Annotated in this window: 26 protein-coding genes and 2 tRNA genes; 13 read left to right on the top strand and 15 right to left on the bottom strand. The window is 58.3% G+C overall.

Annotated elements, in window-relative coordinates; all coding sequences use genetic code 11:
* Positions 1 to 280: 280 nt before the first annotated feature.
* From V7650_RS13275 to ubiA, 4 genes are all read right to left on the bottom strand, one after another.
* Positions 281 to 1414 carry an NADH oxidase gene (locus tag V7650_RS13275; RefSeq protein ID WP_335656714.1) on the bottom strand — a complete coding sequence of 378 codons (1134 nt, stop codon included), beginning with the start codon at positions 1412 to 1414 and terminating at the stop codon, positions 281 to 283.
* Positions 1415 to 1438: 24 nt separating this feature from the next.
* The gene (locus V7650_RS13270; RefSeq protein WP_335656713.1) at positions 1439 to 2374 is read right to left on the bottom strand and encodes an NAD(P)H-dependent flavin oxidoreductase; all 936 of its coding nucleotides are present in this window, start codon (positions 2372 to 2374) and stop codon (positions 1439 to 1441) included.
* A gap of 22 nt (positions 2375 to 2396) precedes the next feature.
* Positions 2397 to 3413 (bottom strand): aldo/keto reductase, encoded by a 1017-nt coding sequence (locus V7650_RS13265; RefSeq protein WP_335656712.1) that lies wholly within the window; start codon positions 3411 to 3413, stop codon positions 2397 to 2399.
* A 92-nt stretch (positions 3414 to 3505) separates the two neighbouring features.
* Positions 3506 to 4423, bottom strand: coding sequence for a 4-hydroxybenzoate octaprenyltransferase (ubiA, locus tag V7650_RS13260; RefSeq protein ID WP_335656711.1), 918 nt, complete (start codon positions 4421 to 4423; stop codon positions 3506 to 3508).
* 140 nt (positions 4424 to 4563) lie between these two features.
* Between ubiA and V7650_RS13255 the strand changes: the two genes are divergently transcribed.
* Both V7650_RS13255 and V7650_RS13250 read left to right on the top strand, forming a co-directional pair.
* The gene (locus tag V7650_RS13255) at positions 4564 to 5343 is read left to right on the top strand and encodes a 16S rRNA (uracil(1498)-N(3))-methyltransferase (protein ID WP_335656710.1); all 780 of its coding nucleotides are present in this window, start codon (positions 4564 to 4566) and stop codon (positions 5341 to 5343) included.
* A gap of 200 nt (positions 5344 to 5543) precedes the next feature.
* Positions 5544 to 7397 (top strand): proprotein convertase P-domain-containing protein, encoded by a 1854-nt coding sequence (locus tag V7650_RS13250; RefSeq protein WP_335656709.1) that lies wholly within the window; start codon positions 5544 to 5546, stop codon positions 7395 to 7397.
* Here the strand turns inward: V7650_RS13250 and V7650_RS13245 are convergent.
* The 5 genes from V7650_RS13245 to V7650_RS13225 form a co-directional block, all read right to left on the bottom strand.
* The gene (locus tag V7650_RS13245) at positions 7394 to 7849 is read right to left on the bottom strand and encodes a YaiI/YqxD family protein (protein WP_335656844.1); all 456 of its coding nucleotides are present in this window, start codon (positions 7847 to 7849) and stop codon (positions 7394 to 7396) included. The genes V7650_RS13250 and V7650_RS13245 overlap by 4 nt on opposite strands.
* A gap of 20 nt (positions 7850 to 7869) precedes the next feature.
* Positions 7870 to 9843, bottom strand: coding sequence for a DEAD/DEAH box helicase (locus tag V7650_RS13240; RefSeq protein ID WP_335656708.1), 1974 nt, complete (start codon positions 9841 to 9843; stop codon positions 7870 to 7872).
* Between the two features lie 101 nt (positions 9844 to 9944).
* Positions 9945 to 11129 (bottom strand): NAD(P)/FAD-dependent oxidoreductase, encoded by a 1185-nt coding sequence (locus tag V7650_RS13235; RefSeq protein ID WP_335656707.1) that lies wholly within the window; start codon positions 11127 to 11129, stop codon positions 9945 to 9947.
* Between the two features lie 124 nt (positions 11130 to 11253).
* A tRNA-Ala gene (locus tag V7650_RS13230) sits at positions 11254 to 11329 on the bottom strand.
* Between the two features lie 50 nt (positions 11330 to 11379).
* Positions 11380 to 11706, bottom strand: a complete 327-nt coding sequence (locus tag V7650_RS13225) for a TIGR02300 family protein (protein ID WP_335656706.1) — start codon at positions 11704 to 11706, stop codon at positions 11380 to 11382.
* A 210-nt stretch (positions 11707 to 11916) separates the two neighbouring features.
* Here V7650_RS13225 and aroA point away from each other — a divergent pair, with 210 nt between their 5' ends.
* From aroA to V7650_RS13185, 9 genes are all read left to right on the top strand, one after another.
* Positions 11917 to 13239, top strand: coding sequence for a 3-phosphoshikimate 1-carboxyvinyltransferase (gene aroA, locus V7650_RS13220; protein WP_335656705.1), 1323 nt, complete (start codon positions 11917 to 11919; stop codon positions 13237 to 13239).
* A complete protein-coding gene (locus tag V7650_RS13215; RefSeq protein WP_335656704.1) occupies positions 13236 to 13496 on the top strand; it encodes a CBU_0592 family membrane protein in 261 nt (86 codons plus the stop codon). The genes aroA and V7650_RS13215 overlap by 4 nt, the downstream gene beginning before the upstream one ends.
* Complete coding sequence (locus V7650_RS13210; RefSeq protein ID WP_335656703.1) at positions 13493 to 14137, top strand: (d)CMP kinase; 645 nt, start codon at positions 13493 to 13495, stop codon at positions 14135 to 14137. The genes V7650_RS13215 and V7650_RS13210 overlap by 4 nt, the downstream gene beginning before the upstream one ends.
* 208 nt (positions 14138 to 14345) lie before the next feature.
* Entirely contained in the window at positions 14346 to 16049 is a 1704-nt protein-coding gene (gene rpsA, locus V7650_RS13205; RefSeq protein WP_335656702.1) for a 30S ribosomal protein S1, read from the top strand.
* A gap of 228 nt (positions 16050 to 16277) precedes the next feature.
* Positions 16278 to 16559 (top strand): integration host factor subunit beta, encoded by a 282-nt coding sequence (locus V7650_RS13200; RefSeq protein WP_335656843.1) that lies wholly within the window; start codon positions 16278 to 16280, stop codon positions 16557 to 16559.
* Between the two features lie 97 nt (positions 16560 to 16656).
* Positions 16657 to 16743 (top strand) — tRNA-Leu (locus tag V7650_RS13195).
* Positions 16744 to 16960: 217 nt separating this feature from the next.
* On the top strand, positions 16961 to 17140 hold the full coding sequence (locus V7650_RS18245; RefSeq protein WP_442955301.1) for a helix-turn-helix transcriptional regulator: 180 nt from the start codon (positions 16961 to 16963) through the stop codon (positions 17138 to 17140).
* A gap of 383 nt (positions 17141 to 17523) precedes the next feature.
* Positions 17524 to 18036 carry a hypothetical protein gene (locus V7650_RS13190; protein ID WP_335656701.1) on the top strand — a complete coding sequence of 171 codons (513 nt, stop codon included), beginning with the start codon at positions 17524 to 17526 and terminating at the stop codon, positions 18034 to 18036.
* Positions 18037 to 20160 carry a hypothetical protein gene (locus V7650_RS13185; protein ID WP_335656700.1) on the top strand — a complete coding sequence of 708 codons (2124 nt, stop codon included), beginning with the start codon at positions 18037 to 18039 and terminating at the stop codon, positions 20158 to 20160.
* A gap of 288 nt (positions 20161 to 20448) precedes the next feature.
* Here V7650_RS13185 and V7650_RS13180 read toward each other — a convergent pair whose 3' ends face one another.
* From V7650_RS13180 to V7650_RS18235, 5 genes are all read right to left on the bottom strand, one after another.
* Complete coding sequence (locus tag V7650_RS13180; protein WP_335656854.1) at positions 20449 to 20628, bottom strand: hypothetical protein; 180 nt, start codon at positions 20626 to 20628, stop codon at positions 20449 to 20451.
* 166 nt (positions 20629 to 20794) lie between these two features.
* Entirely contained in the window at positions 20795 to 21052 is a 258-nt protein-coding gene (locus V7650_RS18240) for a transposase (protein ID WP_442955296.1), read from the bottom strand.
* A gap of 153 nt (positions 21053 to 21205) precedes the next feature.
* A complete protein-coding gene (locus tag V7650_RS13170) occupies positions 21206 to 22294 on the bottom strand; it encodes a thiolase family protein (protein ID WP_335656699.1) in 1089 nt (362 codons plus the stop codon).
* A 104-nt stretch (positions 22295 to 22398) separates the two neighbouring features.
* Positions 22399 to 22608, bottom strand: a complete 210-nt coding sequence (locus tag V7650_RS13165) for a Zn-ribbon domain-containing OB-fold protein (protein ID WP_335656698.1) — start codon at positions 22606 to 22608, stop codon at positions 22399 to 22401.
* On the bottom strand, positions 22526 to 22729 hold the full coding sequence (locus tag V7650_RS18235) for a zinc ribbon domain-containing protein (RefSeq protein ID WP_442955300.1): 204 nt from the start codon (positions 22727 to 22729) through the stop codon (positions 22526 to 22528). Before V7650_RS18235 ends, V7650_RS13165 begins: the two co-directional genes overlap by 83 nt.
* A 626-nt stretch (positions 22730 to 23355) precedes the next feature.
* Between V7650_RS18235 and V7650_RS13160 the strand changes: the two genes are divergently transcribed.
* Complete coding sequence (locus V7650_RS13160; RefSeq protein WP_335656697.1) at positions 23356 to 24102, top strand: electron transfer flavoprotein subunit beta/FixA family protein; 747 nt, start codon at positions 23356 to 23358, stop codon at positions 24100 to 24102.
* Between the two features lie 90 nt (positions 24103 to 24192).
* Entirely contained in the window at positions 24193 to 25122 is a 930-nt protein-coding gene (locus V7650_RS13155) for an electron transfer flavoprotein subunit alpha/FixB family protein (RefSeq protein ID WP_335656696.1), read from the top strand.
* Between the two features lie 249 nt (positions 25123 to 25371).
* Here the strand turns inward: V7650_RS13155 and V7650_RS13150 are convergent.
* On the bottom strand, positions 25372 to 25803 hold a 432-nt coding region (locus V7650_RS13150), incomplete at its 5' end, for a transposase (RefSeq protein WP_335656695.1).

Below are 25803 nucleotides of genomic sequence, written 5' to 3'. Positions count from 1 at the left end.
ACCAGCGCTGCTGGTTAGCCGCAGTTGGATGAGGGTGCTCGAGTGGTGACTGAGTGGACCAACCCACCGGCAGTACACCCTCACCCCGCTCCGACAAAATTCGCTTCGCTCATCAAGTCTGTGCATCCCTCTCCCTCACGGGAGAGGGAAAGTCAGCCTCAACGAACAGCCTTCGTCATCCCGAACTCGTTTCAGCACCCAGAGCGGTAATCGTACCACTGACGCATTGCCGCTCTGGGTAACGGATCATGTCCGGAGGGAAGGTTCTGACCCCGTTCTTCTAAAGGCTCGGATTGACCAGCACCTTCTCACCCGTGGCCTTCTTCTCATAACCCTTGGCAATCGCCGGATCGATCATGTCCATCAGGCTGATTTCGCTGGAATATTCGCTGTTGAAGATGCCGTTGCGCTCCTCGACCGTGTACATGCGCATTTCCATCATCCGTTCGCCGCCGACCTTTTCGAGATGCGGGGTGAGCAGCCAGCCGCCGACGCCCCAGTAGAGGCCAAGACCGCCGCCGAGGATGGTTTCGCCGGTGTCGAGCCGGCCATAGATATAGACCTGCTTGTTGGTGGTCGAACCGTAGACGCTGAATTCCGCCCCGCGCACTGCCGCTGCCTTTTCCATGGCAGTCAGGATATAGCTCGCCATCTTGCCGCCGCCGATCGCGTCGAAGCCGAGCGTTGCACCGGTTTCGGCCAGCGCCGCGATCAGCTTGTCCATGAAATCGTCCTTGCTGCTGTCGATGACATGGGTCAGGCCGATATCGGTCAGGATCTTCTTCTGCGCGTCCGACCGCACGATGGCGACCAGGTCGACGCCTTCCTTGAGGCACAGCTTCGCCAGCATCTGCCCGAGGTTGGACGCGGCAGCGGTATGGACCAGCGCTTCGTGGCCCTCGGCCCGCATCGTGTTGAGAAAGCCCTGCACGGTCATCGGATTGACGAACAGGGACGCGCCCTCCTTGGCCGGCGCGCCGTCCGGCAGCGGCACGCACATCATCGCCGGCATCACCCGGTGGGTGCGGTACATCTCGCCGCCCACTATCGTCACGACCTTGCCGATCATTGCCTGCGCCGCATCCGATGATCCGGCGGCGACCACGGTCCCGGCGCCTTCGTTGCCGGCCGCCAGTTTCTTGCCGGCGCGGCCCTTGAAGAAGGGTTGCATGGCAGGCTCCACGTCGGCGACCAGAGCGGGATGCCCGTCGACGGTTTCGCTGCGCACCGTCTCCATATTGGCAGCCGCGGTCAGCAGGCCGAGATCGGACGGGTTGATCGGCACCGCTTCCATCCGCACGACGACTTCATGCTCCTTCGGTTCGGGCACGTCATAGGGCTCGATCGACAGGATCGACCTGCCGTCCTCGGTGACGGTGGTAAACAATTGCTTGGCTTCGGGAAACTGGCTCATCGGAAATTCCTCTCTTGTGGTTTTCTAGAAACTCTGGGCCGCGCTCAGCGCGCCCAGTCTTGCGGTGATCTCGAAAAATTCGGTCACCGTCTCGTCGATAATCTGTCTGGCAGTTTTTACCTCGTCAATCAAACCGGAAGACTGCCCGGCGAGGCCGACCGACGCCTCCATATCGCCACCGAAATAGACGTCCATGATGCCCTTGAACGTATCCGGCGGCATCAGGCCGTCCTCGTAAATCTTGGCGGTCCGTTCGGTCTTCAGCGCGCGGATGCAGGGCGAGGCCTTCTTGTTCAGCACATAGGTGCCGGTCTCCTTGGCATCGATGATCGCCTGCTTGTAATTGTGGTGCACCGGGCTTTCGGCGCTCGAGACAAAGCGCGTGCCCATCTGGATGGCTTCCGCGCCCAGCGCAAAGGCCGCCGCCATGCCCTTGCCGTCGGCAATGCCGCCGGCCGCAACCATCGGGATATCGGTCTGCTTGCGAATCGCCTGCAGCAGCACCAGCGTCGACACTTCCTCGGGATTCTTGAAGCCGCCGCCTTCGGCACCCTCGACGATCAGGCCATCGACCCCCGCCTCGACGCAGCCCATCGCCGCGGCGACAGTGGGCACCGCGTGATAGACGATGATCCCGGCCTCCTGCAGCGGTCCGACAAATTTGCGCGGGCTGCCGGCCGAGGTGGTGACAAATTTAACGCCCGATCCGCAGATATGGTCCAGGATCGCCGGATTCTTCAGGAACATGATCGGCAGGTTCACCCCAAATGGGGCGTCGGTCAGTTTCTTCATCTTCTCGATCTCGGCCATGCAGGCTTCGGTTTCGCCTGAGCTGGTCTCGATGATTCCCAAGCCTCCGGCGTTGCACACGGCCGACGCCAGCTGCGACCGGGCGATCCAGCCCATCGGCGCCTGCACGATCGGATATTTCGCACCGGTATGTTCCAGAAAGCGGTTCATGATCTGTCCTTCTCCTTGGCGCTCAGCCCATCGGATACATGATTTCCCGGCTGATCTTGTAGATCCGCTTCATGATCTCGTCGCTCAGCACCAGATCGGCGGCGGCAAAAATATCCGGCAGCTGGTCGGTATGGGTTGCACCGACAATGGTCGAGGCGACAAAATCATGCTGCTTCGACCAGGCGGTCGCCAGCGTCACCGGCGCCACGCCCAGTTCATCGGCGATCGCCATGAAGCGCTTGGTTGATTCCTCCGACTTGGGATTGACGAACCGCTCGGCCATTTTCGCCTGCCGTCCACCCATTTTCAGATAGGAAGAGAAACGCGCACCCTCCGGCTGCGCTCCGTCATTATATTTGCCCGACAAGGCCCCGCCAGCAAGCGGAGAATAGGGAATCAGGCTGACCCCTTCCTGGTTGCAAACCTGCGCCAGCTCATCCTCGAACCGGCGATTGTTCATGCTGAAATTATTCTGGATCGTGCAATAGCGGGTGACACCAAGCCGTTCGGAGGCCTCGAGCGACTTCATCAGTCCCCAGCTGGTTTCGTTCGAACAACCGATCGCACGGATTTTCCCGGCCCTGATTTGCTCGTCGAGCACTTCCATGGTCTCGTCATAGGCGGTGCCATGGTCGGGCCAGTGGGTCTGGTAGAGATCGATATAGTCGGTCTGCAGCCGCTTCAGACTGGCATCCAGCGCGCGCACGATATTGTGCCGGTCCAGTGCCGTCATCCCCGCGCGCTGCGATGATGCGAGCCAGCCATGGCTGGGCCCGGAGACTTTGGTGGCGATGATCAGGCTGTCGCGATCCTTGCCCTTCAGCCAGCGCCCGACGATATTCTCGGTCTCGCCTGCCCATTCGCGCTTTGGTGGCACCGGGTAATTTTCCGCGGTGTCGAAGAAATTGATCCCCGCCTCCACCGATTCATCCATGATCCGGTGCGCCATTGCCTCGTCGGCACCGCTGCCGAAGGTCATCGTCCCCATGCAGATTTCGGAAACATAGATCGGGCTGCGGCCCAGGCGGCGTGTTTTCATGCAAAGGTCTCCGGGAATTGGCGTTGGCTTAACTATTCGGTTAAGCAGCATAACCCGCATGGGTTGCGAAACGCAATCCAATTGTCCGGCGGCTAGCCCGCCTGCCCGATCACCAGACAGGCGAGGAACATCAGCAGGCCGGCAAATCGGTTGGACCGAAACTTGGCGAGCGCGTCATCGCCATCGGCGCTATTCAGGGTCATCACCTGCCACAGGAGATGCAGTCCCACTGGCACGAGCGCGACCAGCGCCAGCCATTGCGGCCGCAGCATCCAGAAGGCAGCTGCCCAGCTTGCCAGTGCTGTCAGGTAAAAGGCCAGCACGCCGAAACGGACATTGTCGCCGAGGCGCAGCGCGCTGGACCGGATGCCGACCAAAGCGTCATCCTCGCGGTCCTGCAGCGCGTAGATCGTGTCATAGCCGATCACCCAGAAGATCGAACCGGTGTACAGAAGGACCGTCGGCCAGCGAAACCCGGGATCAATCGCCACCCAACCGACCAGCGCGCCCCAGCTGAACACCAGCCCGAGCCAAGCCTGCGGCCACCAGGTGATGCGCTTCATGAACGGATAGGCGGCAACCAGCGCCAGGCTGCCCAGCGCTACCAGCTTGGCCGTGCCGTTGATCTGCAGCCAGACGGTCAGCCCGATCAGGCAGAGCAGCCCCAGCCAGAGCCACGCGGCCCGGAGCGACACGGCGCCGCTGGCAAGCGGCCGCGAACGGGTCCGTGCCACCTGGCGGTCGAGATCGCGGTCGACGATATCATTATAGACGCAGCCTGCCCCCCGCATCGCGATCGCACCGAGCAGCAGCCAGAGCAGCAGCTCCCAGCGCTGAACCGCGCCGCCCGCAAGCGCCACGCCCCAGGCACATGGCCAGAACAGCAGCCACCAGCCGATCGGGCGATCAAATCGGGCAAGCAAGGCATAGGGCCGGGCCGCGGAAGGCAGCAGGCCGACAATGCCTCTATGCTCGGAATCGGGAACGATCTGATCGGAGTGGTTCGTCATGATAGCCGCTTATCGCCATTTCGTGAATTCGTCATCCTGAACTTGTTTCAGGACCTCCATCGGCGACAGGCAATCTGCCGAGCGAGATGCTGAAGTAAATTCAGCATGACGAGAACCCAACCCCGCGCTACACCACGCACATGCCCGCTACCCCTGCCTATCCTCCGCACAGCGCCCCGCGCCTGTTCGTCGATGCCGAACTGGCCGACGGCGCCGAAATCCGGCTTGAAGGCAGCCATGCCCATTATCTACTCAAGGTGATGCGGATCAAACAGGGCGATCCGGTCAAGCTGTTCGATGACCGCAGCGGAGAATATCTGGCCCACGTGAGCGCCCTGGGCAAGCGCGAAATGATGCTTGCGATCGACGGCAAGACCCGCGGCCGGGAAAATGTCCCCGACCTGTGGCTGTGCACCGCACCGATCAAGAAGGACCGTTTCAACTGGATCGTCGAAAAGGCCACCGAGCTGGGCGTCGACCGTATCCTGCCGGTGCAGACCGAGCGCACCCAGGGTCCCGGCATAAGGCCGGAAAAATTGCACGCCCACATCGTCGAGGCGGCGGAACAGTGCGAAAGGACCGCGCTTCCGTCGCTCGATCCGCTGACGAAACTGGCGACGATGCTCGAGCAATGGCCAGCGGACCGGCATCTGTTCTTTGCCGACGAGCGCATCCATGCGTCCGGAGAGGGCAGTTTCCGCAAGGCCCTGGTCGCCCATGCCGGTCCGGCCGCGATCCTGATCGGCCCGGAAGGCGGTTTCTCCGACGGCGAAAATGACTTGATCCGCGCCCTGCCCCAGTCCGTCCCCGTATCACTCGGCCCCCGAATATTGCGCGCCGACACCGCGGCGATCGCCGCGATCAGCCTGTGGATGGCAGGCCGCGGCGACTGGAATCCGGTCGAGCCGCCTGCGGCATAGTTCGATATTGCCAATTTCGAAGGCATGAACATATTGAAATAGTTGTAAAATGATACCCGTGCTTGGCGGTTATTAACCATTAATTAGCCAAACTTGCATAGACATGGCGGATGATTTTGGGGAAATCTTTCGGGGGCCAGATCCGACGGACGTTTCACACATTCCTTGCGGGATGGCTGTGTCTATGCATCGCCGCGCTGTTGCCGATTGAAACGGCGGACGCCCAAACCGTCACCACCTATTCCAACAGCAGCACCATCGCGATTCCCGACAATGCCTGCCCTGCCACGGTAAACCGCACCTTCAGCGTCGGAACAAGCTATCTGGTGGGGGATGTCGATATCGGCATATTGCTCGACCACACCTATCGCCGCGACCTCAGGATCACGCTAACCTCGCCAACCGGAACCGTCGTCACGCTGATGGATTTCCTAGGGGGCGCCGCAGACAATCTGAATGTCCGGTTTGACGACGAAGCCAGTGGCGGAACCATTGCATCGCACACGTCGAACGATCCGCTGACTCCCGTCTACAACAGCACCAAAATTCCGCAGGCCAGCCTGTCGGCCTTTGACGGGGAAAATGCGCAAGGCACCTGGACCTTGCGGATCTGCGACCAGCAAGGCGTCGATGTCGGGTCATTCCGGCGCGCAGATTTATATGTGACCCAGCTGCCGCCCTTTGCCGACCTTTCCTTGAGCAAGAGCTTCGGCGCAACCTCTTCGAATACCGGAAAATACACCTTGTCGGTTACCAATGCCGCCGCATCAACATTGACGGCCACCGGCGTCACGGTCAGCGACACGCTGCCTGCCGGCGTGACGCTTACCAGCACTTCGGGTACCGGCACGTTCAGCGGCGGAATCTGGACACTCGGAACCGCGATTGCGCCCGGTCAGACGGTTACGATCGAATTGAATGTCACGATCACCGCGACGTCCGGTACAATCACCAACAATGCCCAAATTCGAAGTTCTTCCGCATATGACTTTGATTCCACCCCGAACAACGGGGTCACCGGCGAAGATGACTATGCCACCGTCAGCTTTACCGCAGGCGGTCGACTGCCAGGTTACGTGCCGCCGCTGACCACGGTCTGTTCCATTACCAATCAGATCAATTTTAGCTGGGCCGCGCCGACGACATGGTCACCGGCCGCGGCGCTTGGCAACAGCTACTCCGTGCCCGGCCTCGGCAATATCGTCTTTGCGGTCACGCCGCCGCCGAGCGGATTTACCAACGGCACGCCTTCGATCACGACCGACAACAGCGGCGGCGGTCCTGCCGGCACCCAGGCGCTCTATTTCTACATGAACAACGGCAACGAGACCCATGTCTCCAGCACGACGCTGACCTTGCCGACCGCCGTTCCCGGTCTCCAGTTCAAGATTTTCGATATCGACTTTGCCGCCAGCCAGTTCACCGACAAGGTAACCGTAACCGGCACCTACAACGGAGCGACGGTGCTGCCGACGCTGTCGAACAACACCGCCAATTATGTCAGCGGCAACAGCGTGATCGGGGACGGCGCGTCGGGCGCTACGGACCCGTTTGGCAATGTCGTCGTGACCTTCACCTCGCCGGTGGATTCGGTAACCGTCATATATGGCAACCATTTGCCCACGACACCCACGGCCTCGGGCAACCAGGCGATGTCGATCCACGACTTCACATTCTGCCGTCCGTCGACAACCCTGAGCGTTACCAAGATCAGCTCGATCCTGAGCGATCCCGTGAATGGCACCACCAATCCCAAGCGCATCCCCGGGGCCGTCGTGCAATATTGCATCCTGATCAACAACAGCGGGTCGGCCACCGCCAATGCCGTTGCGGCTACCGACAATCTTGCCGGTCCCTTCACCTATGTTCCCGGCTCGATGAGAAGCGGCAGCAATTGCGGTTCTGCGGCATCGGTAGAGGACGACAATGCCTCGGGGGCAGACGAGAGTGATCCTTATGGTGCATCTCTTGCCGGATCGATCATCACCGCAACCGCTGCGGCCCTGGCACCGGTCAGCAGCTTTGCGCTGACCTTTCAGGTAACGATAAACTAGCCAGCGCGTTTCAGCCGCACCAGGATTTCATCTAGGGAAGACAGGAAACGGGAACGGTCGCTCTTGGAAAAGGGCGGCGGCCCGCCGATATTCTCGGTTCCCATGCCAGCGCGCAAGTCGGCCATGATCGCTCGCGTTGCAACAGCCGCACCGATCGAGTCCGGGGTAAACGGCTTTCCGTTGGGGGCAACCACCGCCGCACCGGCCTTCACGCACCGATCCGCCAGCAATATATCCGAAGTGACGACGACCGTGTCGCGCCCGGTCCGCTCGGCGATATGGTCATCGGCGGCGTCGAACGCGTCGCTGACTACCACCCGGCTGAAAAGCGGGTGATCGGGAACCCGGATCGGACTGTTGCTGACGATCACCACGGCCACCTCGTGGCGTTCCGCCACCCGGTAGATCTCGTCCTTCACCGGGCAGGCGTCGGCATCAACAAGAATGGTGATGGCGCTGGTCATCACTGGTCTCAGTCGGCTTTTGGGCCACCCGGCCTTGACCCTTCAAAAGGACGCTTGCCGCGATGTGGCTTCTTGTTGCCACCGGCAAAATTGCCTTTGCCACCCGGCTTGCGATCGCCCTTGAAGTCCGATTTCTTCTTGAAGCCGTCACCAAACTCCCGCTTTGGAGCGCCCGCGCCCGATCCGCCCTCGCCGTCCGGCTTGCGCTTCTGATAGGGCTTGTCGCCACCCGGCTTGTCACCGAATTTCTTCTCGCCGAATTTGTTCTTGCCAAATTTCTTGCCGCCGAATTTCTTGCTGGCGTTGCTATAGTCGCGCTTGCCTGCCGCATTGTCGCCGCGGCCGCTCTTGCGGTTGCGCTTGGCTTCGTCGCGCGGCTTGCCTTCAAACTGGGTGATCGTGATGTCGTCGGTATCGTCTCCCCCCGCTTCCCGCTTTTCCGCGATCGCGGCAGTGAACTTGTCGACCACCCGGCGCGGTATTTCGAACAGCGTATCGTCGCCGTTGATCCGGATCGCGCCAATTTCATTCTTGGTAATATGGCCGCGGCGGCACAATACCGGCAACAGCCAGCGGGCATCGGCACGCTGGTTGTGGCCGACGTTCATCTTGAACCAGACCGTATCTTCAAAGCCCGGGCGCGGACCACCGGGCGCGGCCTGCGACTGCGCACCCCGATCCAGCATCTGTTCCGGAGCCGGCATTTTCGCACGGTGCGACTGCACCAGCATCGCGGCGATTTCTTCCGGCGTCTTTTCCGCCATCAGGCGTTTCGCCAGCGCCATGTCATCCTCGTCGATCTCGACCGGTTGCAGCAGCGTCTCGATCAGCCGCTCGGCATCATTCTTGCGAATGTCGGCGCGCGTCGGCGCATCCTTCCATTCGGCATTGATATTCGCGCCGCGCAGCATCGATTCGACCCGCTTGCGCCGCTGGTAGGGAACGATGATGACCGCCGTACCCTTCTTGCCAGCGCGGCCGGTCCGTCCGGACCGGTGCTGCAGGGTTTCGGCATCACGCGGCATGTCGACATGCACGACGAGGCTAAGGGTCGGCAGGTCGAGACCGCGGGCCGCGACATCGGTCGCGACACAGACGCGTGCGCGCTTGCTGCGCAGGGCCTGCATCGCCTGATTGCGCTCGCTCTGCGTATGTTCGCCGGACAGCGCCACTGCGCTGAAGCCGCGATCAACCAGGCTGGTGTGCAGGCGGCGCACCGCTTCACGGGTGCCGCAGAACAGCATCGCCGATTCGGCTTCGTGGAAGCGCAACAGATTGACCACCGCATTTTCGGTGTCGGCAGGCGCTACGGTGATTGCCTGATAGGCGATATCGCCATGACCGCGATCTTCGCCAACCGTGGAAATGCGCAGCGCATCATTCTGGTAGCGCTTTGCCAGATTGATGATCGGTTTCGGGATGGTCGCCGAAAACATCAGGGTCCGGCGCTGTTCGCCGGTGGCGTCGAGAATTTCTTCCAGATCTTCGCGGAATCCCATGTCGAGCATTTCATCCGCTTCATCCAGCACCGCCGCGCGAAGGTTTTTCAGGTCAAGCGCGCCGCGCTCGAGATGGTCGCGAAGCCGGCCAGGTGTGCCGACGATGACATGTGCGCCATGCCGGAGAGCGCGTCGCTCTTTCGATGCATCCATACCGCCGACGCAAGTCGCGATCTGGGCACCGGCAGGCTGATAGAGCCAGGTCAGTTCCCGGCTCACCTGCAGGGCGAGTTCGCGAGTCGGCGCGATAACCAGCGCCAGCGGCTCAACCAGAAACGGGAAGCGCCCATTGTCATCGAGCAATTGCGGAGCCATTGCCAGACCGAAAGCGACGGTCTTGCCGGAACCGGTCTGCGCCGAAACGATCAGGTCGCGGCCTTCCGCTTCCGGTTCCAGAACGGCGGCCTGAACGGGGGTCGGCTTGTCATATTCGCGCGCGGTGAGCGCCTCGGCGAGAAGCGGTGAAATTTTCGAGAAAGGCATAATGTCTGATTCCGTGGCAAAAGTGAAAGCCGCGCGGAAATGCCAGTCGCCTGCGGTTTATGAAGATGATGTTGTTTTTATTAAGGGGCCTGCGCTGGGGATCATATTGCCTTACCGGCAGCATGGCCACTCGCCCAAGCCCATTGAAAATTATAGCCACCGAGCCAGCCGGTGACATCAACAGCCTCGCCAATAGCATAGAAATCGGGCACTTGCCTAGCTTCCATATTTTTGGAGGATAATTCGGCCGTGCTGACCCCGCCGGCGGTGACTTCCGCCTTGGCAAACCCTTCGGTACCATTGGGCATGAAGCACCAGCGCGACAGGCGCCGCGCGACGTCATCCAGCTTCTTGTCGGTCAGATTGCCCAGTTCGCCTTCCAGCGCGATGCGTTCGAGCAGCGTCTCGGCCAGACGGGCAGGCAAATGGGCGTTGATGGCTTTTTTCAGCGACAGCTTGGGCAATTGTCGCTTTGCCTGCGAAAGCCACGCGTCTGGCAGATCGGGGAGGAAATCGATTTCAACCGTTTGGCCATGCTGCCAGTAGGAGGATATCTGCAGGATCGCGGGTCCCGACAAGCCCTTGTGGGTGAACAGCGCGGCTTCCCGAAAAGCGGTTTTTCCACACCGCGCGACCACCGGTGCGGCAACGCCGGACAGCGACCGGAACAGGGTTTCCTCCCCGCCCAGGGTCAGCGGGACCAGAGCCGGCCTCGGCTCGACAATCTTCAATCCGAACTGACGGGCCAGATCATAGGCAAATCCTGTGGCGCCCATTTTCGGGATGGACGGCCCGCCCGTGGCCACCACCAGCGAAGGGGCGAAAGCGGTCTCGCCGCCATATTCCACCCGGTAGCGACCATCTGCGTGGCTGACAGCGGTAATCGCCTTGCCGAGCGACAGACTCACCGAATCGGCGGGACATTCTGCCATCAGCATCGCGACAATCTGCCGGGCGGATCCGTCGCAGAACAGCTGGCCCAGCGTTTTTTCGTGCCAGGCGATGCCATGGCGGTCGACCAGCGCGATGAAATCCGCGGCGGCGTAGCGACTCAGGGCCGATTTCGCGAAATGCCGATTCTGCGACAGATAGCGGTCCGGCACCGTGCCGATATTGGTGAAGTTGCAGCGGCCGCCGCCGGAGATCAGGATTTTCTTGCCTGGCTCGTCTGCATGATCGATCAACAGGACCTTGCGCCCCCGCTGCCCGGCAACGGCGGCACACATCAGCCCGGCGCCGCCTGCGCCGAGAATTATTGCGTCATGCTGGGAAGGGGGTTTGGGCATGGACAAGAGCTGGCTCACAAATTTGTTGAAAACAGATTGCGAGTTCCGCCCGCTTCGGGCCCGTCGCTTGCGCTCGGGAATTTCTCGGTCGCCCGTCCCCCGGACGGGCTATCTTCCGAAAAATTGGTGGAGCCTAGCGGGATCGAACCGCTGACCTCTTCGCTGCCAGCGAAGCGCTCTCCCAGCTGAGCTAAGGCCCCAATTGAAGAGCGCCTTTAGTCCAGACGCCCTCCATTAAGCAAATCAAAAATCAGGTATCTGCCGGATCGTCATCGCCTTTGCCCTTGGAGACACCCAGATCATCATCTCCGCCCAGATCAACTTCGTTGTCCGGGGACGGTTCGTCATCGTCGATGTTGATGTCCAGATCATCATCATCCACCGAGTCCGCATCCTTCTTGGCGTCCTTCTTCGGCGCGGATTCAAACGGCATGGGCTGCTTGGACTTCAGCACGGCTTCCGGCACAAAGCTTTCCCCGCATTCAACGCAGGTTGCCGGATCTTCCCGGCCGAGATCGTAAAAGCGCGTTCCACATTTCGGGCATGTGCGTTTTGTGCCCCATTCCGGTTTAACCATGGCTGGTATCCAAATCCTGTCTAAATCAGTTCGTTGATAGGTAAGTCCGCTCGGCGGCGATTCAAGACTTTCTCAAATCAGCCGCGAAATCCGGCGCGCCTTGCCATAGCTTTGCGGCGCTGTCAAAAGCCGTTTGAATTTCCTGCACGAATCATTCGTGCCTACCACAATCAAAGTTTTGTCATGATCAGCACCTCACCTAAGCCCGCAATGTTCAAACCGTGCGGCCCGCTTGCCGGGCAGATTTCGGTTCCCGGAGACAAGTCGATTTCCCACCGGGCATTGATCTTCTCTGCTCTGGCCGTTGGCAGGAGCCGCATTACCGGCCTGCTCGAGGGCGAAGATGTGCTCGCCACCGCTGATGCGCTGCGCGCCATGGGCGCGAGGATTGAGAAGAACGACGATGTCTGGACCGTTCACGGGGTTGGCGTTGGCGGCCTCATGCAACCGGATCAGGCCCTGGACATGGGCAACAGCGGCACATCGACCCGATTGCTGATGGGGCTGATCGCATCGCACGCCATCAGCGCCACCTTTGTTGGCGATGCCAGCCTGACCAAACGCCCCATGGGCCGGGTGATCGAGCCGCTGTCCGCGATGGGTGCCGATATTCAGGCCCGGGAGACCGCCGACCACAAATCCTGTCTGCCGCTGACGGTGCGCGGCATTTGTCCGGCCATTCCTCTTGAATATCGGCTGCCGGTCGCTTCTGCCCAGGTCAAGTCAGCGATTCTGCTGGCGGGGCTCAACACGCCGGGCATCACCCGCATTATCGAACCGGTGCTGACGCGCGATCACTCCGAGACCATGCTGCGGGGATTCGGCGCCCGGATCATGGTCGAAACCGATGCCGAGGGCAGCCGGGTGATATCCCTGACCGGCGAAGCGGAACTCCAGCCGCAACGGATCAAGGTGCCGGGCGACCCATCGTCCGCGGCCTTCCTTGTGGTCGCGGCGCTGATCGTGCCCGGATCGGATATCATCATCGAGAATATCGGCATCAATCCCACCCGATCCGGACTGTTTGGAATATTGCAGGAGATGGGCGGCGATATCAGTTTTCTGAAGCGGCGCACGGTCGGCGGGGAACCGGTGGCGGACATACAGGTTCGGCACAGCGCCCTCGTGGGCGTCGACGTGCCGGCCGATATCGCGCCCAGCATGATCGACGAATTTCCGATATTGTTCGTCGCCGCCGCTCTCGCCAGCGGGCAGACAACGACGTCGGGCCTGCACGAGCTGCGAGTCAAGGAATCCGACCGGCTGTCGCAGATGGCGAAGGGCCTGAGCCTGCTCGGCGTCGTGCTGACCGAGAAGGACGACGGACTGGTGATCGAGGGCAGCGGCGGCGCAGCGCTCTCGGGCGGGCGCGGCAAAGCGGTGATCGAGACCGCGCTGGACCACCGGATCGCGATGAGTTTCGCCGTTGCCGGGCTGGCGACCCGGTCGGGGCTGTCGATCGATGACATCAAGCCGGTCGAAACCAGCTTTCCCGGCTTTGACAATCTTCTCGCGAGCCTCGCGTCACGATGATCGACGGTTTTTCAGCCAATGTCATTGGCATCGCGGGCAGCATCCTGATCGTCTCCGCCTATGCCTATAATGTCTACGGCCGGACGGTGAATGCGTTTGTCTATAACGGAACCAACCTGCTTGGCGCGCTGCTTCTCACCCTTTCGCTGCTGGTCCATTTCAATCTGGCATCGCTGCTGCTAGAGATCGTCTGGATCATCATCGCCGTGGGCGGTCTGATCAAGGCGTGGCGCAACCGGGCGGACCAAATATCATGATCATCGCCGTCGACGGACCCACTGCCTCGGGCAAGGGAACGATTTCCAAGCAACTGGCGCGGCATTTCGCCCTGCCCTTCCTCGATACCGGCCTGCTCTACCGCGCGGTCGGATGGACGCTGGGTGAACAGGGCGGCGACGCCGACAACCCGGCGGATGCGCTCGCCGCCTGCGATTTTCCCGGAGCCCTGCTCGACAATCCGGGCCTGCGCAGCGAAGTGGTCGGCGGCCTGGCCAGCCGGGTATCGGTCCACCCGGCCGTCCGGCGCGCGCTGGACAAGCGGCAGAAGGATTTTGCCTATCAGCCGGCCGGTGCGGTCCTCGATGGCCGCGACATCGGTACCGTCATCGCACCGGATGCCGATGTGAAGCTGTTCGTGACGGCCTCGGCGGATGCCCGCGCGGTCCGGCGATACGAGGAAATGAAGCGGCGCGGCGAACAGGTCCGCTTCGACGATATCCTGGCCGACATATTGCGACGCGACGAGCGCGACCAGAGCCGGGCCACCGCACCGCTCAGGCCGGCAGAAGATGCCTACTTGCTTGACACCACCAATTTGACTATAGACGCCGCCATTCAGCAGGCAATTGCCCTGGTGGATGCGAAGATAAGCGGCCGGCGCGACAAAGATCCGGCATAGCAGACAAATGATGCGCTAGACGGGCTGGTCAGAAACCGGCTCGGCTTTGGCGCAGCTTTTGCTGTTCGTGCTCAGCCTTGCATCCACTCGATATTGGCGGTTTTCTGAAGGATGCGGCGGTCGCATGAGGTGGCCGCGGCAATTTTGGTCCAAGACCGGCGGAACCAACCGCCTGGCCAGAAAAATTGACTATCAAGGATTGAACCATATGGCCTCAACGGCATTTCCAACCCGCGACGATTTCGCGGCAATGTTAAACGAATCACTCGGTGGCGAAGACCAGGGCTTTGAAGGCCGCGTCGTCAAGGGCACCGTAACCGGCATCGAAAATGACATGGCTGTCATCGATGTGGGATTGAAATCCGAAGGCCGTGTAGCGCTGCGCGAATTCGCCGCTCCCGGTCAGAAAGCCGATATTTCCGTAGGCGACGAAGTTGAAGTCTTTGTTGACCGCATCGAAAATGTGAATGGCGAAGCCATGCTGTCCCGCGATCGCGCCCGCCGCGAAGCGAGTTGGGACAAGCTTGAGAAGGAATATGACGAAGGCAATCGCGTCGAAGGCGTGATCTTCGGCCGCGTTAAGGGTGGCTTCACCGTTGACCTCGACGGCGCCGTCGCCTTCCTGCCCGGCAGCCAGGTCGACGTCCGTCCGGTTCGCGATGTCGCTCCGCTGATGGATATCGCGCAGCCTTTCCAGATCCTCAAGATGGATCGCAAGCGCGGCAATATCGTGGTCTCGCGTCGCGCGATCCTCGAAGAAACCCGCGCCGAACAGCGTTCGGGCCTCATCGAGAGCCTGGCCGAAGGTCAGGTTACCGAAGGCGTGGTCAAGAACATCACCGATTATGGTGCGTTCGTTGACCTTGGCGGCATCGACGGCCTGCTGCACGTTACCGATCTTTCCTACAAGCGGGTCAATCACCCGAACGAAATGATCAACATCGGCGACACGCTGAAGGTCCAGATCATCAAGATCAACAAGGACACCCAGCGTATCTCGCTCGGCATGAAGCAGCTCGAGAGCGATCCATGGGACAGCGCAACCGAAAAATACGGCGTTGGCACCAAGCTTACCGGTTCGGTCACCAACATCACCGAATATGGCGCATTTGTCGAACTGGAACCAGGCATCGAAGGCCTTGTCCATGTTTCGGAAATGAGCTGGACCAAGAAGAACGTCCACCCTGGCAAGATCGTCTCCACCTCGCAGGAAGTGGAAGTCATCGTTCTCGAGGTCGACACCGAAAAGCGTCGCATCTCGCTGGGCCTCAAGCAGGCTCAGTCCAACCCGTGGACCGACTTTGCCGATACCCACCCAGTTGGCAGCACGGTTGAAGGCGAAGTCAAGAATGCGACCGAATTCGGTCTGTTCATCGGCCTTGAAGGCGACGTTGACGGCATGGTTCACATGTCCGACATCGCATGGGGCATTTCCGGCGAAGACGCGCTCAACCTCCACCACAAGGGTGAGCAGGTCAAGGCGATCGTTCTCGACATCGACGTCGAGAAGGAACGCATCTCGCTTGGCATGAAGCAGCTCGAAAAAGGCGCGCCCGCCATGGGCGGTGCCGATACCGGCGGCCTCAAGAAGGGTTCGGTTGCGACCGTCACCGTTCTCGAAGTCCGCGATGGCGGCCTCGAAGTCCAGATGGGCGACGATGGCGCAACCGGCTTCATCAAGCGCAACGATCTCGGCCGCGACCGCGACGAGCAGCGTCCGGACCGTTTCCAGGTCGGCCAGAAGCTCGATGCCATGATCACCGGCTTCGACCGTTCGAAGAAGCCGAATTTCTCGATCAAGGCGCATCAGCTGGCGGAAGAGAAGCAGGCTGTGGAACAGTTCGGTTCGACCGATTCCGGTGCCAGCCTGGGTGATATCCTCGGCGCTGCCCTGAAGAAGAAAGAAGAATAGTTCTTCTCACAGGATTGAATTGCAGAAAAGCCCGTCCCTTCTTCGGGGGCGGGCTTTTTCTTGACCATGTCCCATTTCACATCAGTTTTCTACAAAACTGCCAAGACCATTGAAAATAGACGCAATTTCTGGCATCTAACAAAGTCTGAAAGATTTCAGACCATTAGGTTCCCGGATGGACTGTCAGGGGAATTCACCGGTTTAGCTGGAAATCGGAAAGGCGCATCAATGATACGTTCTGAACTAATAGAAAAGCTCGCTGGAGAGAATCCGGAACTCAAACCGGACGAAATCGAGAAAATCGTTGACCTGTTTTTTAACCAGATCAGCCAGAAACTGGCGGAAGGCGGACGGGTGGAACTGCGCGGTTTCGGAGCTTTTTCGACCCGGCAACGAAAACCGCGCGTCGGCCGCAATCCGCGAACAGGGGAATCGGTTGAAGTGCCCGCCAAGCGGGTGCCCTATTTCAAGCCCGGCAAGGAAATCCGAGAGCGCCTGAACAAGGACTAGCCTCCGAAATATTCTGATCTTTCGCGACTGCGCACTTGACCGCACCCGCGCAATAATGCTTGTCGCTAGGATCCGACCCTTGGTCGGAACTGCCGGTGCGGACGTGGCGAAATGGTAGACGCAGCAGACTTAAAATCTGCTATCCGAAATGGGTGTGCGGGTTCGAGTCCCGCCGTCCGCACCAATATTTTTCTTATCATCATGAAAAAATAGGATGTTTTCCGTATCCATATTTCTGGACCACCATTTGGCCCACCATATCAAAGCTGCTGTTGTGGGCTAGTATGTTCAACAATGATTCTGACATTTTCATAACTCTACCTTCCTGCTAGTCTACATTCGCCTCGGGGTATTGTCGTAACCTTGAGCATCATGATGCTCTCTATCTTGGAGACATCGTGATGAGGATACTTAGCAAGCGTCAGCTTAAGGAGATGGTTCTATATTCACCACAACACATTGCCAGACTGGAAAAGGCCAACAAGTTCCCCAAGCGGGTACAACTTGGTCCTAACAGGGTGGGATGGGTCGAGGCTGAAATATTGGACTGGCTTCAGTTAAAGCTGGCAAACCGCGAATGACCTGACCGACACTCCAGTAATGGAGTGGGTGGCTGGATGTGCATAATTCAGTCACCCTTTTTTGCTTTCAACGGCAATAGCCCGTGGCTTCTGAGCTCCATTCGATGGGGATACACTGGAGTGTTCCTCTATCCCCATGTTCCGGTTTTCTGTGTCCCCATTCATAGCAATCCATCGCAGCGCATAGCTGTATAATATCGACAAACAAGCTGACGTGACTTCAGAATAATAGTCCGCATTATTCTGAATCCCAACCCACCCAGCACCATTCTTCCCAACCCAAAGTAAGCTCCTTCATTTCGTCCCCCTCTTGACGAGCGATTGTTTTTGCATTCAATGTAAAAGAAAAAATACGGGTCGTTTTCTAAACAGGGGGAAAACGAATGAAATTGCTACTGAAGAGAGAACAATCTCAAAAGAGCATTGGTCGAATCGCTTTCAAGCTCTGGTGCCAAATCGAACCGGAGGAAGAAGAGCAAAAGCTCATTGATAAATACCAATTCCACAATGCCGTTTTGACCGGTGAATTTCAGGAAGGCCTCTTCAAACAAACCGCAATAATGAGCGCAGGCATTTGGCTGGTGGTTACGCTGGCAGTTTCCATAATGGCGAACATGCAAGTCGGTGTATTTATTGGCCTGATTGCCGCTGGCGGTTTCGGCTATTGGTGGATCAACGAAAAGCGCGATGTGATCATGGTCAAAGATTTGCTCCATGGCCGGAACTTCAAGTGTGACGGCGTCATCGATTTGGCAAAACAGGAAGCCGAACTTGAAGGCATGACCGGATTGCTCAGACAAGTATTGGAAAGCTGCAAACATTGGGACGGCATGGAAACCATCGATATTGAGCCCTTGCCCAAAGAACAAGCCAAACAGTTAATCCAGAGCCTTTAAGTGCCTTTGCATCTCGGACCACGGCTGCATGCCTTCACCCATGGCTTGTTCAAATCAAGCGATGCGGTGGAGGCGCGCGAGCTGTTTGATGAAGTTGGGGCCATGCTTGCGGCGCGAGGCTTGCTCCTACCCTTTGGACGGCAATGGGCCGCCTATGCATTGTTGATAGACCTGACTGGCGTTTTTGAACTGCCCAATGTCGGTGACCGGCATTTGGCGATGTATAAAACCATCATGCGCATCATGGACTTTGAAGACTTGTTTCTGCTGCCAGATGTGGATTGGTCAGAGCGGCGCTCGATATCCCAATATTGGGAGATTCGCGATTATCTGGCGCGGCAAAAAAAGTTTATGAAGAATTTTGACCGGACTTATGAAATGTTGCGCGAAGCGCTGTTTCAATGGCTAAGCCCGATCTACGACAATTTTGAAGATGCTCCAATAGCAGAAGAACCGGACGGCATTACCGTTGCGTCACATCTTTTGCACAGTAACCCCAATATCGGTGAAACCGTCGAGCATCTGCTAGCTGTGCTCAATGACGAAGATTTGATGGAAATCGATATGTTTCCCCGACATGCCCGCAACCTCAATCGCAATATCATACGTGCATCCGGCGGCAATCCCGATGATCCAAAAAGCTATAGCCGGATGCCAAAGCTGCCCAGCCAATATGATGCTAAAGACCCGGCGCAATTGGTGACCGCCTATTTGGACGGAACGCCGCTGTTCGATATGTTCGACCAGACCATCGATTTCACCATTCCTACAAAATCGCGTTTCGAGCATCATCATCTGGTTGCCGGTACCGGTCACGGCAAAACACAGACGCTGCAATATTTGATCGCTCAAGATTTACAGGCCGTGATGGAAGGCAACCGCACGGTCATTGTCATCGATAGCCAGGGCGATTTGATCAAGAATATTTCCAATCTGGAAATATTTGGACCGGAAGGGCCATTGCACGACAAAATCACCATCATCGATCCGACCGATGTTGAATATCCTGTATCGCTCAACATGTTTGATGTCGGCGTCGAGCGTTTGAAAGATTACGACCCGTTGGAGCGCGAACGGCTGACCAACAGCATTTTGGAACTTTATGATTTTGTCCTGGGCACATTGCTTGATGCGGGGATGACCCAGAAACAAAATGTCATCTTTCGTTATGTGACCCGGCTCATGCTCCATATTCCCGATGCCACCATTCACACCTTGCGCGAATTGATGGAGCCGGGAGCAGAGAAGAAATTTGCGAGCGACATTGCCAAGCTTACCGGATCAGCGCGCCGGTTCTTTGATACCGAGTTTGCAGGCAAAGAATTTGTCCAAACCAAGCAGCAAGTGCTCAGGCGTTTGTGGGGCATCTTGGAAAACCAGACCTTTGAACGCATGTTCTCGCATCCCCGATCAAAGATTGATCTCTATTCTGAGATGAATGCAGGCCGGGTGATACTGATCAACACCGCCAAGGATTTATTGAAAGAACAGGGTACGCAAATTTTTGGGCGTTTCTTTATCGCGCTGATCGCGCAGTCCGCGCAGGAGCGGGCGACTTTGCCCGAACATAAGCGCATGCCAACCATGGTCTATGTCGATGAGGCGCAGGATTATTTTGACCGAAATATTGGGATTATCTTGGCGCAGGCGCGCAAATTTAACGTCGGCATGGTTCTGGCCCATCAATTCCTCGGCCAGCTTGATCCCAAATTGCAGGAAGCATTTGCTGCAAACACCAGCATTAAATTCGCAGGGGGCGTATCAGCGAAGGACGCGCGCAGTATGGCACCCATGCTCTATTGTGATGCCGGTCTGATAGAACGCCAGCCCAAGGGCAGTTTTGCGGCTCATATCAGGGGCGTGACCAAGGGCGCAGTGCCACTCCAATTTCCTTTTGGTGTGGTCGAAGGCTTGCCGCAGATGACCAAGGAGCAACGAATGGCGCTGCAAACGAAAATGCGGACTGACTATGCTGTGCATCATAGCGAGCTGGGTCAAGTTTTGCGGTCAGGTGAGGATAAGCCTGCGACGGAAGCCGCCGCTGATCAGGCAAAAACGGAAAATCCTGAACCCAGAAAGCCACCACCCGGCCAAGTGGACATTGAACCGAGCGATAAATGGTGACAATAGCGGCGAAATATTTTTGGCATTTCCATACCCGAACATTGTTTTCCACTTCGCTCCGCCACTGAACATACCGCACCGTTACAAACCCGTCCAGCTAGCATAAATGGTTCGTCCTCACATCGAACGACAAAGGATGGACCAAAAATTTGACGCGATTGGACGCCGTAATCGGTTGAAGCCAACATCAACCGGCAAGCGTGTATCGCCGACGGCACGTGAGCTGCTCTGAATAAAAACCTTAACTGTGATCATATCTACTGGAACCCTTGGCGATCCCAATTGTCGCTATGGGTATTCGAGTAAGTCTTTCAGACGACGATATTCGGGCATATCCTTGACGCGCGAATCGAGCTCGGCAAGCGCGTCGAGCGCACCCCCCAATTCGTAGGGCATGTCCCCAAGCATGCAGGTGGCATGTTCCGGCAGCGCGGGATATGTGAGCTTTGCACCGCTATGATCGCTCATCTGGCCTTCGCTTAAACACAGGACCAGCGGCCTGCCTACCCCGTCACACACGGCATGGAGTTTGCTGTTCAGGCCGCCCTTGGTACGTCCGATATATCTGGAAATAGTCCCTTTTTTAAAAGGCTGGCAGCGGTACGATGCGCTTTGAGATGTGTGGCATCGATCATCAGCACGTCATCGGCATCGCTAGTAGCAGCCAGAGCAGAGAATATTTTGTTGAACACACCCGGATAAAGCGATTATAGATCGTTTTGTGCGGACCATAAGCAGCGGGGGCATCGCGCCAGCGCAGACCACCCTGGATGACAAAGATGATCCCGCTTAGTATCCACCGGTCATCAACTCTGGGAACCCCGTGCGATAACGGAAAATACGGCTCTATCCGGCGCATCTGCGCTTTGGTCAGCAAAAATGGAACATCCATGACAGCACCTCCTTTGATGCCGACATTGCATCACAAAAATACCGCGCTGGGAATCCCTTTAATAGGTCCTGACCCTAAATAGACTTCGTTGTATGACACTGTCTTCTCTTTAGGGAACAATGTAGTTCCTTGCGCGTCGAATGGCCTTGTCACTTACGTGCGCACCAGCAAAAAGGCGCCAGCCAGCGGACCACCCGCTGTGGAAAGTGCCGCGACTCTGGGCTGGTCGGGGACTTGTCGAGCCTCTCCTCGTCCCCACAGCTGCACGCAAGCCTCATGCACCTGGCCATATGCATGCATCCGTCCGGCGGAGAGCGCCCCGCCATTTGTGTTGAGCGGAAGTTCGCCTTCAAGTGCGATACGCTTGCCGTCGCCGATAAACTCGCCGGCCTCGTTGCGCTTGCAAAAGCCAAAGCTTTCCAGCCAATTGATAGTGTGGAAGCTGAAGCCGTCGTAGAGCTCGGCGACGTCAACATCTTTGGGCTTGAGGTCAGTGCGGTTCCACATCATTTCTGCGACTCGCGGTTGCGCCTGCGTGGCGAGCGCATGATCATCGAGCTGAACCCAGCTGTTTCGATACCTCATCGATGTCCCGACCGCGTCGATCTGCAACACTGGATTGGGCATGTCCCGCGCAAAATCGAGACGTGAAATCACGATGGCTGTGGCACCGTCGATCGGCACGTCGCAATCGTACAACCGCAGCGGCGATGAAATGATCGGCGAACCGAGGTAATCATCGAGTGTGATCGGCTGACGATAGACTGCGGCCGGATTGAGCGAAGCATTGCGGCGCTGATTGATCGCGATCTGCGCAATCTGCTCTTCTCGGATGCCCGATTCATGCACATATCGGGCGAAGTAGAGCGCCTGCTGCACGGCCGCAGTGTAGGCATGGTAGGGAGAATACCATGCGGTATAGCCCTCGACCTTTTCTCCCGGTTGGAAGCTAGCGTTGGTCAACCCGGCCTTGCGCGCAGTGGCTTGGTACATGATCCGCCAGATCAGCACGTGACGGCAATAGCCAGCCGAGATCGCGCCGATCGCGTTGAAAATCGCGCCAAATTGACCTGCGGTCTCACTGCAATTGGAATACCAATCGACGTGGATACGCATTGCATCCTGGAGTTGCGGGATGCCGACAGGACCCATCCCGCCGTTGTCGCCCCGGTCTCCCGGCCAGCATGCCATGCCGTCGATATCGGCGCGCGTCAGGCCAGCATCCGTGATCGCATTTACCACAGCGTCGATGGTCAGGGACAGCGCGGAACTTGTTTGCGGTCCACGGCTGATCCGGGATTGGCCGATCCCGGTTATGGCGACGTTTTTCTCGGGATAGTCCCTACTCACGATTCAGATGGTCGGAACAGCGGAACCCACACGTCGGCGGTCTGCTCGAAGAACACCTCCACCTCCTGACCGATGAACACGTTTTCAACTGGCACGCCCTGAATGTTTGCAATAAGACGTATGTCATGCTGTTCCTCGATTGCCACTAGCGCAACCACGTATGGGACCTTCAGACCTGGCAGCCACTGCTTGTGGTTGACGGTCATACTGACAATCGTCCCGCGGCCGGATACTGCCTCGGAAAAAAACCGAACGACTTTCACATGCCGGGCAGAACGTTGTCGGCGGGTGAACCCGATAGCCGCAAGCTTGGCAGCGGTGAATCATCAGTCGACCGTTGCCACCGCCCATCCAGAATGGTGTGTTATCGATATCGAGCACCGGTGTCGACCGAGGCAAGTCTTGCGAATCGAGATTGGCGGTCACCTAGCAGGATTCCTTGTAATGTTACGGAAGTCGAACCGTATGATAGCCGCTTGCGCATCCGAAACTTAGGGGTACGGCTCCTTGAGCCGGCCAGGAAAGGCATAGACCTACGCTGCCCCGGGGTTCCGGGAGTATTAAAAAGTCGCCCTCGTCAAGCAGATATCCATCAGAAGCCCGCACAGTGCTGCGGACTTGGCCAGCAAATCGGCGATCGTTTGCGCATTGCATTAACACCAAAAACACTAGCGGCTGATAAATCCACTTCCTGCATTCCGGGTTCAATGGCAACTGATCCAGTAAAATGTGCAAAAGCGCCTTATTGAAATCAGCTCCGTCTAGCTAGCCTAAGCGCTGTAGATGCGACATGTTAGGGTGATAGAGAGCGCAGGATCGTACTTCGACCAGCTCAGCACCAGTGGAGACGAACCTTGCATCAGAATATAAAAAGGCTGCCCCGCAGCACGAGATTTTCACGTTTACGTGAACGTAAGCTAAGACGCTTGAGAAATTAGAAGAAGGAAACAGCAATGAAAATCCTGGTGCCCGTCAAGCGGGTGATAGATTATAACGTGAAACCGCGGGTCAAGTTCGACGGCAGTGGCGTCGATCTCGCCAATGTCAAAATGTCGATGAACCCCTTTGACGAGATTTCCGTCGAGGAAGCGATTCGCCTGAAAGAGGCGGGCAAGGCGGAAGAAATCATCGCCGTATCCGTTGGCCCGCAGAAGGCCCAGGAAACGCTGCGCACCGCGCTCGCCATGGGCGCCGACCGCGCGATCCTGGTGGTCACCGACGAGGAAGTCGAGCCGCTCGCGGTCGCCAAGATCCTCGCCAAGATCGTCGAGGAAGAACAGCCCAAGCTGGTGATCACCGGCAAGCAGGCGATCGATGACGATTCCAACCAGACCGGCCAGATGCTCGCCGCCTTGCTCGGCTGGGGCCAGGGCACGTTCGCCAATACCGTCGAGCTCGATAGCGACTCGATCACCGTCAAGCGCGAGATCGACGGCGGCCTGCAGACGGTCAAGCTGAACCTGCCCGCCGTGGTCACCACGGACCTCCGCCTCAACGAACCGCGCTACGCCTCGCTGCCGAACATCATGAAGGCGAAGAAAAAGCCGATGGATGAGAAGACGCCGGCCGATTACGGTGTCGACATCACCAAGCGCCTGACCACCACCAATGTCTCCGAACCGCCGGTTCGCCAGGCCGGTGAAAAGGTCGAGGATGTCGATGCGCTGGTCGCGAAACTCAAAGCCGTGGGAGCCATCTAAGGCCCTGCCGTTCGTGTCGAGCGCAGTCGAGACACATTTCTCGACGACGCTCGAAGCGGACGGATTGAACGAATTTTAAGGAGTTAAACCATGAAAACTCTAGTTTTGGTAGAACATGACAACAAGTCCATGAAGGACGCCACCCTGGCGGTGGTCACCGCTGCCTCGCAGCTCGGTGAAGTCCACGCGCTGGTGATCGGCTCCGGCTGCGCCAGCGTCGGCGAACAGGTGTCCAAGGTCGCCGGCGTCGCCACCGTCCATGTCGCCGACGACCCCGCCCTGGCCAACCAGCTGGCGGAAAATGCTGCGCCCTTGATCGCCAGCCTGATGGAAACGCACGACGCCTTCCTCGCGCCCGCCACCACCACCGGCAAGAATATCGCCCCGCGCGTCGCCGCCCTGCTCGACGTCATGCAGATCAGCGACATTCTCTCGGTCGAAAGCGAAGACACGTTCACCCGGCCGATCTACGCCGGCAACGCGATTGCCACGGTCACGACGAGCGACGCCAAGAAGGTCATCACCGTCCGCGGCACCGCCTTTGACAAGGCCGAAACCGAAGGCGGCTCGGCCAGCATCGAAGCCGTCAGCGGCGCAAGCGAATCCGGCCTGTCCAGCTTCGTCAGCGAGGAAATCGCCAAGTCCGAACGGCCCGAACTGACCAGCGCCAAGATCATCGTCTCCGGCGGCCGCGCTCTGGGCTCATCCGAGAAGTTCGAGGAAGTCATCACGCCGCTCGCCGACAAGCTCGGCGCCGGCATCGGCGCCAGCCGTGCTGCGGTCGATGCGGGCTATGTCCCCAACGACTATCAGGTCGGCCAGACCGGCAAGATCGTCGCGCCGGAAGTCTATATCGCGATCGGCATCTCCGGCGCGATCCAGCATCTCGCCGGCATGAAGGACAGCAAGATCATCGTCGCGATCAACAAGGACGAAGACGCGCCGATCTTCCAGGTTGCGGATATCGGGCTCGTGGCTGATCTGTTTGATGCGGTGCCGGAACTGACCGGCAAGATTTAGGCACTTTCCTCCACTCGTGCGGTGGAAGTCTTCTAAGTACACACTCATCGCTAAAGTGCCTCGTCAATGGCTGAAGATTGGGTTCCGCGGACAAAGGATAGCAACTTTAATTGAGTTTCGCACCGAGACCATGAATTGGTTATCAGTTGAGTATAGGGGCTCAATCCGACTATTTGTTGACCTAAATGTAGGGTAGTGCCGATACAAATAACCGATCCAGGATTGATCGCTTATACCAACCTGCAATGATCATGACCCACGGGCCCATTTGCGGTGCCCGATGGTCATAATGCGCCAAGGCTGATCGACGAGCTTGTTCCACGCCTCGCAGCAGTGGTCAACGATATTGTCGTGGGAGGTAAACACCCGATTGGATAGCCAGTTGTCGCGCATGAACTGCCAGATATTCTCGACCGGGTTGAGTTCAGGGCATTTGGCCGGGAGCGCAATGATGCTGATATTGCTGGGCACATCCAGCTTGCCGGTCATATGCCAACCGGCCTGATCCATCAGTACGACAGCGTGAGCGCCGGGGGCGATGGCGAGCGCTATCTCGGCCAGATGGAGCGTCATGGTTTGGGTATTGCAGAAGGGCAGCACCAGCCCCGCGCCCTTGCCGTGCTCGGGGCAGATCGCGCCGAAGATATAGGCCGATTTCGTCCGCTGGTCTTTGGGTGCCGA

The organism is Parasphingorhabdus sp., assembly GCF_036964565.1.
Lineage (GTDB): Bacteria > Pseudomonadota > Alphaproteobacteria > Sphingomonadales > Sphingomonadaceae > Parasphingorhabdus.
The sequence above is the reverse complement of the archived record's forward strand: the minus strand, read 5'-3'. Positions and strand labels throughout refer to the sequence as shown.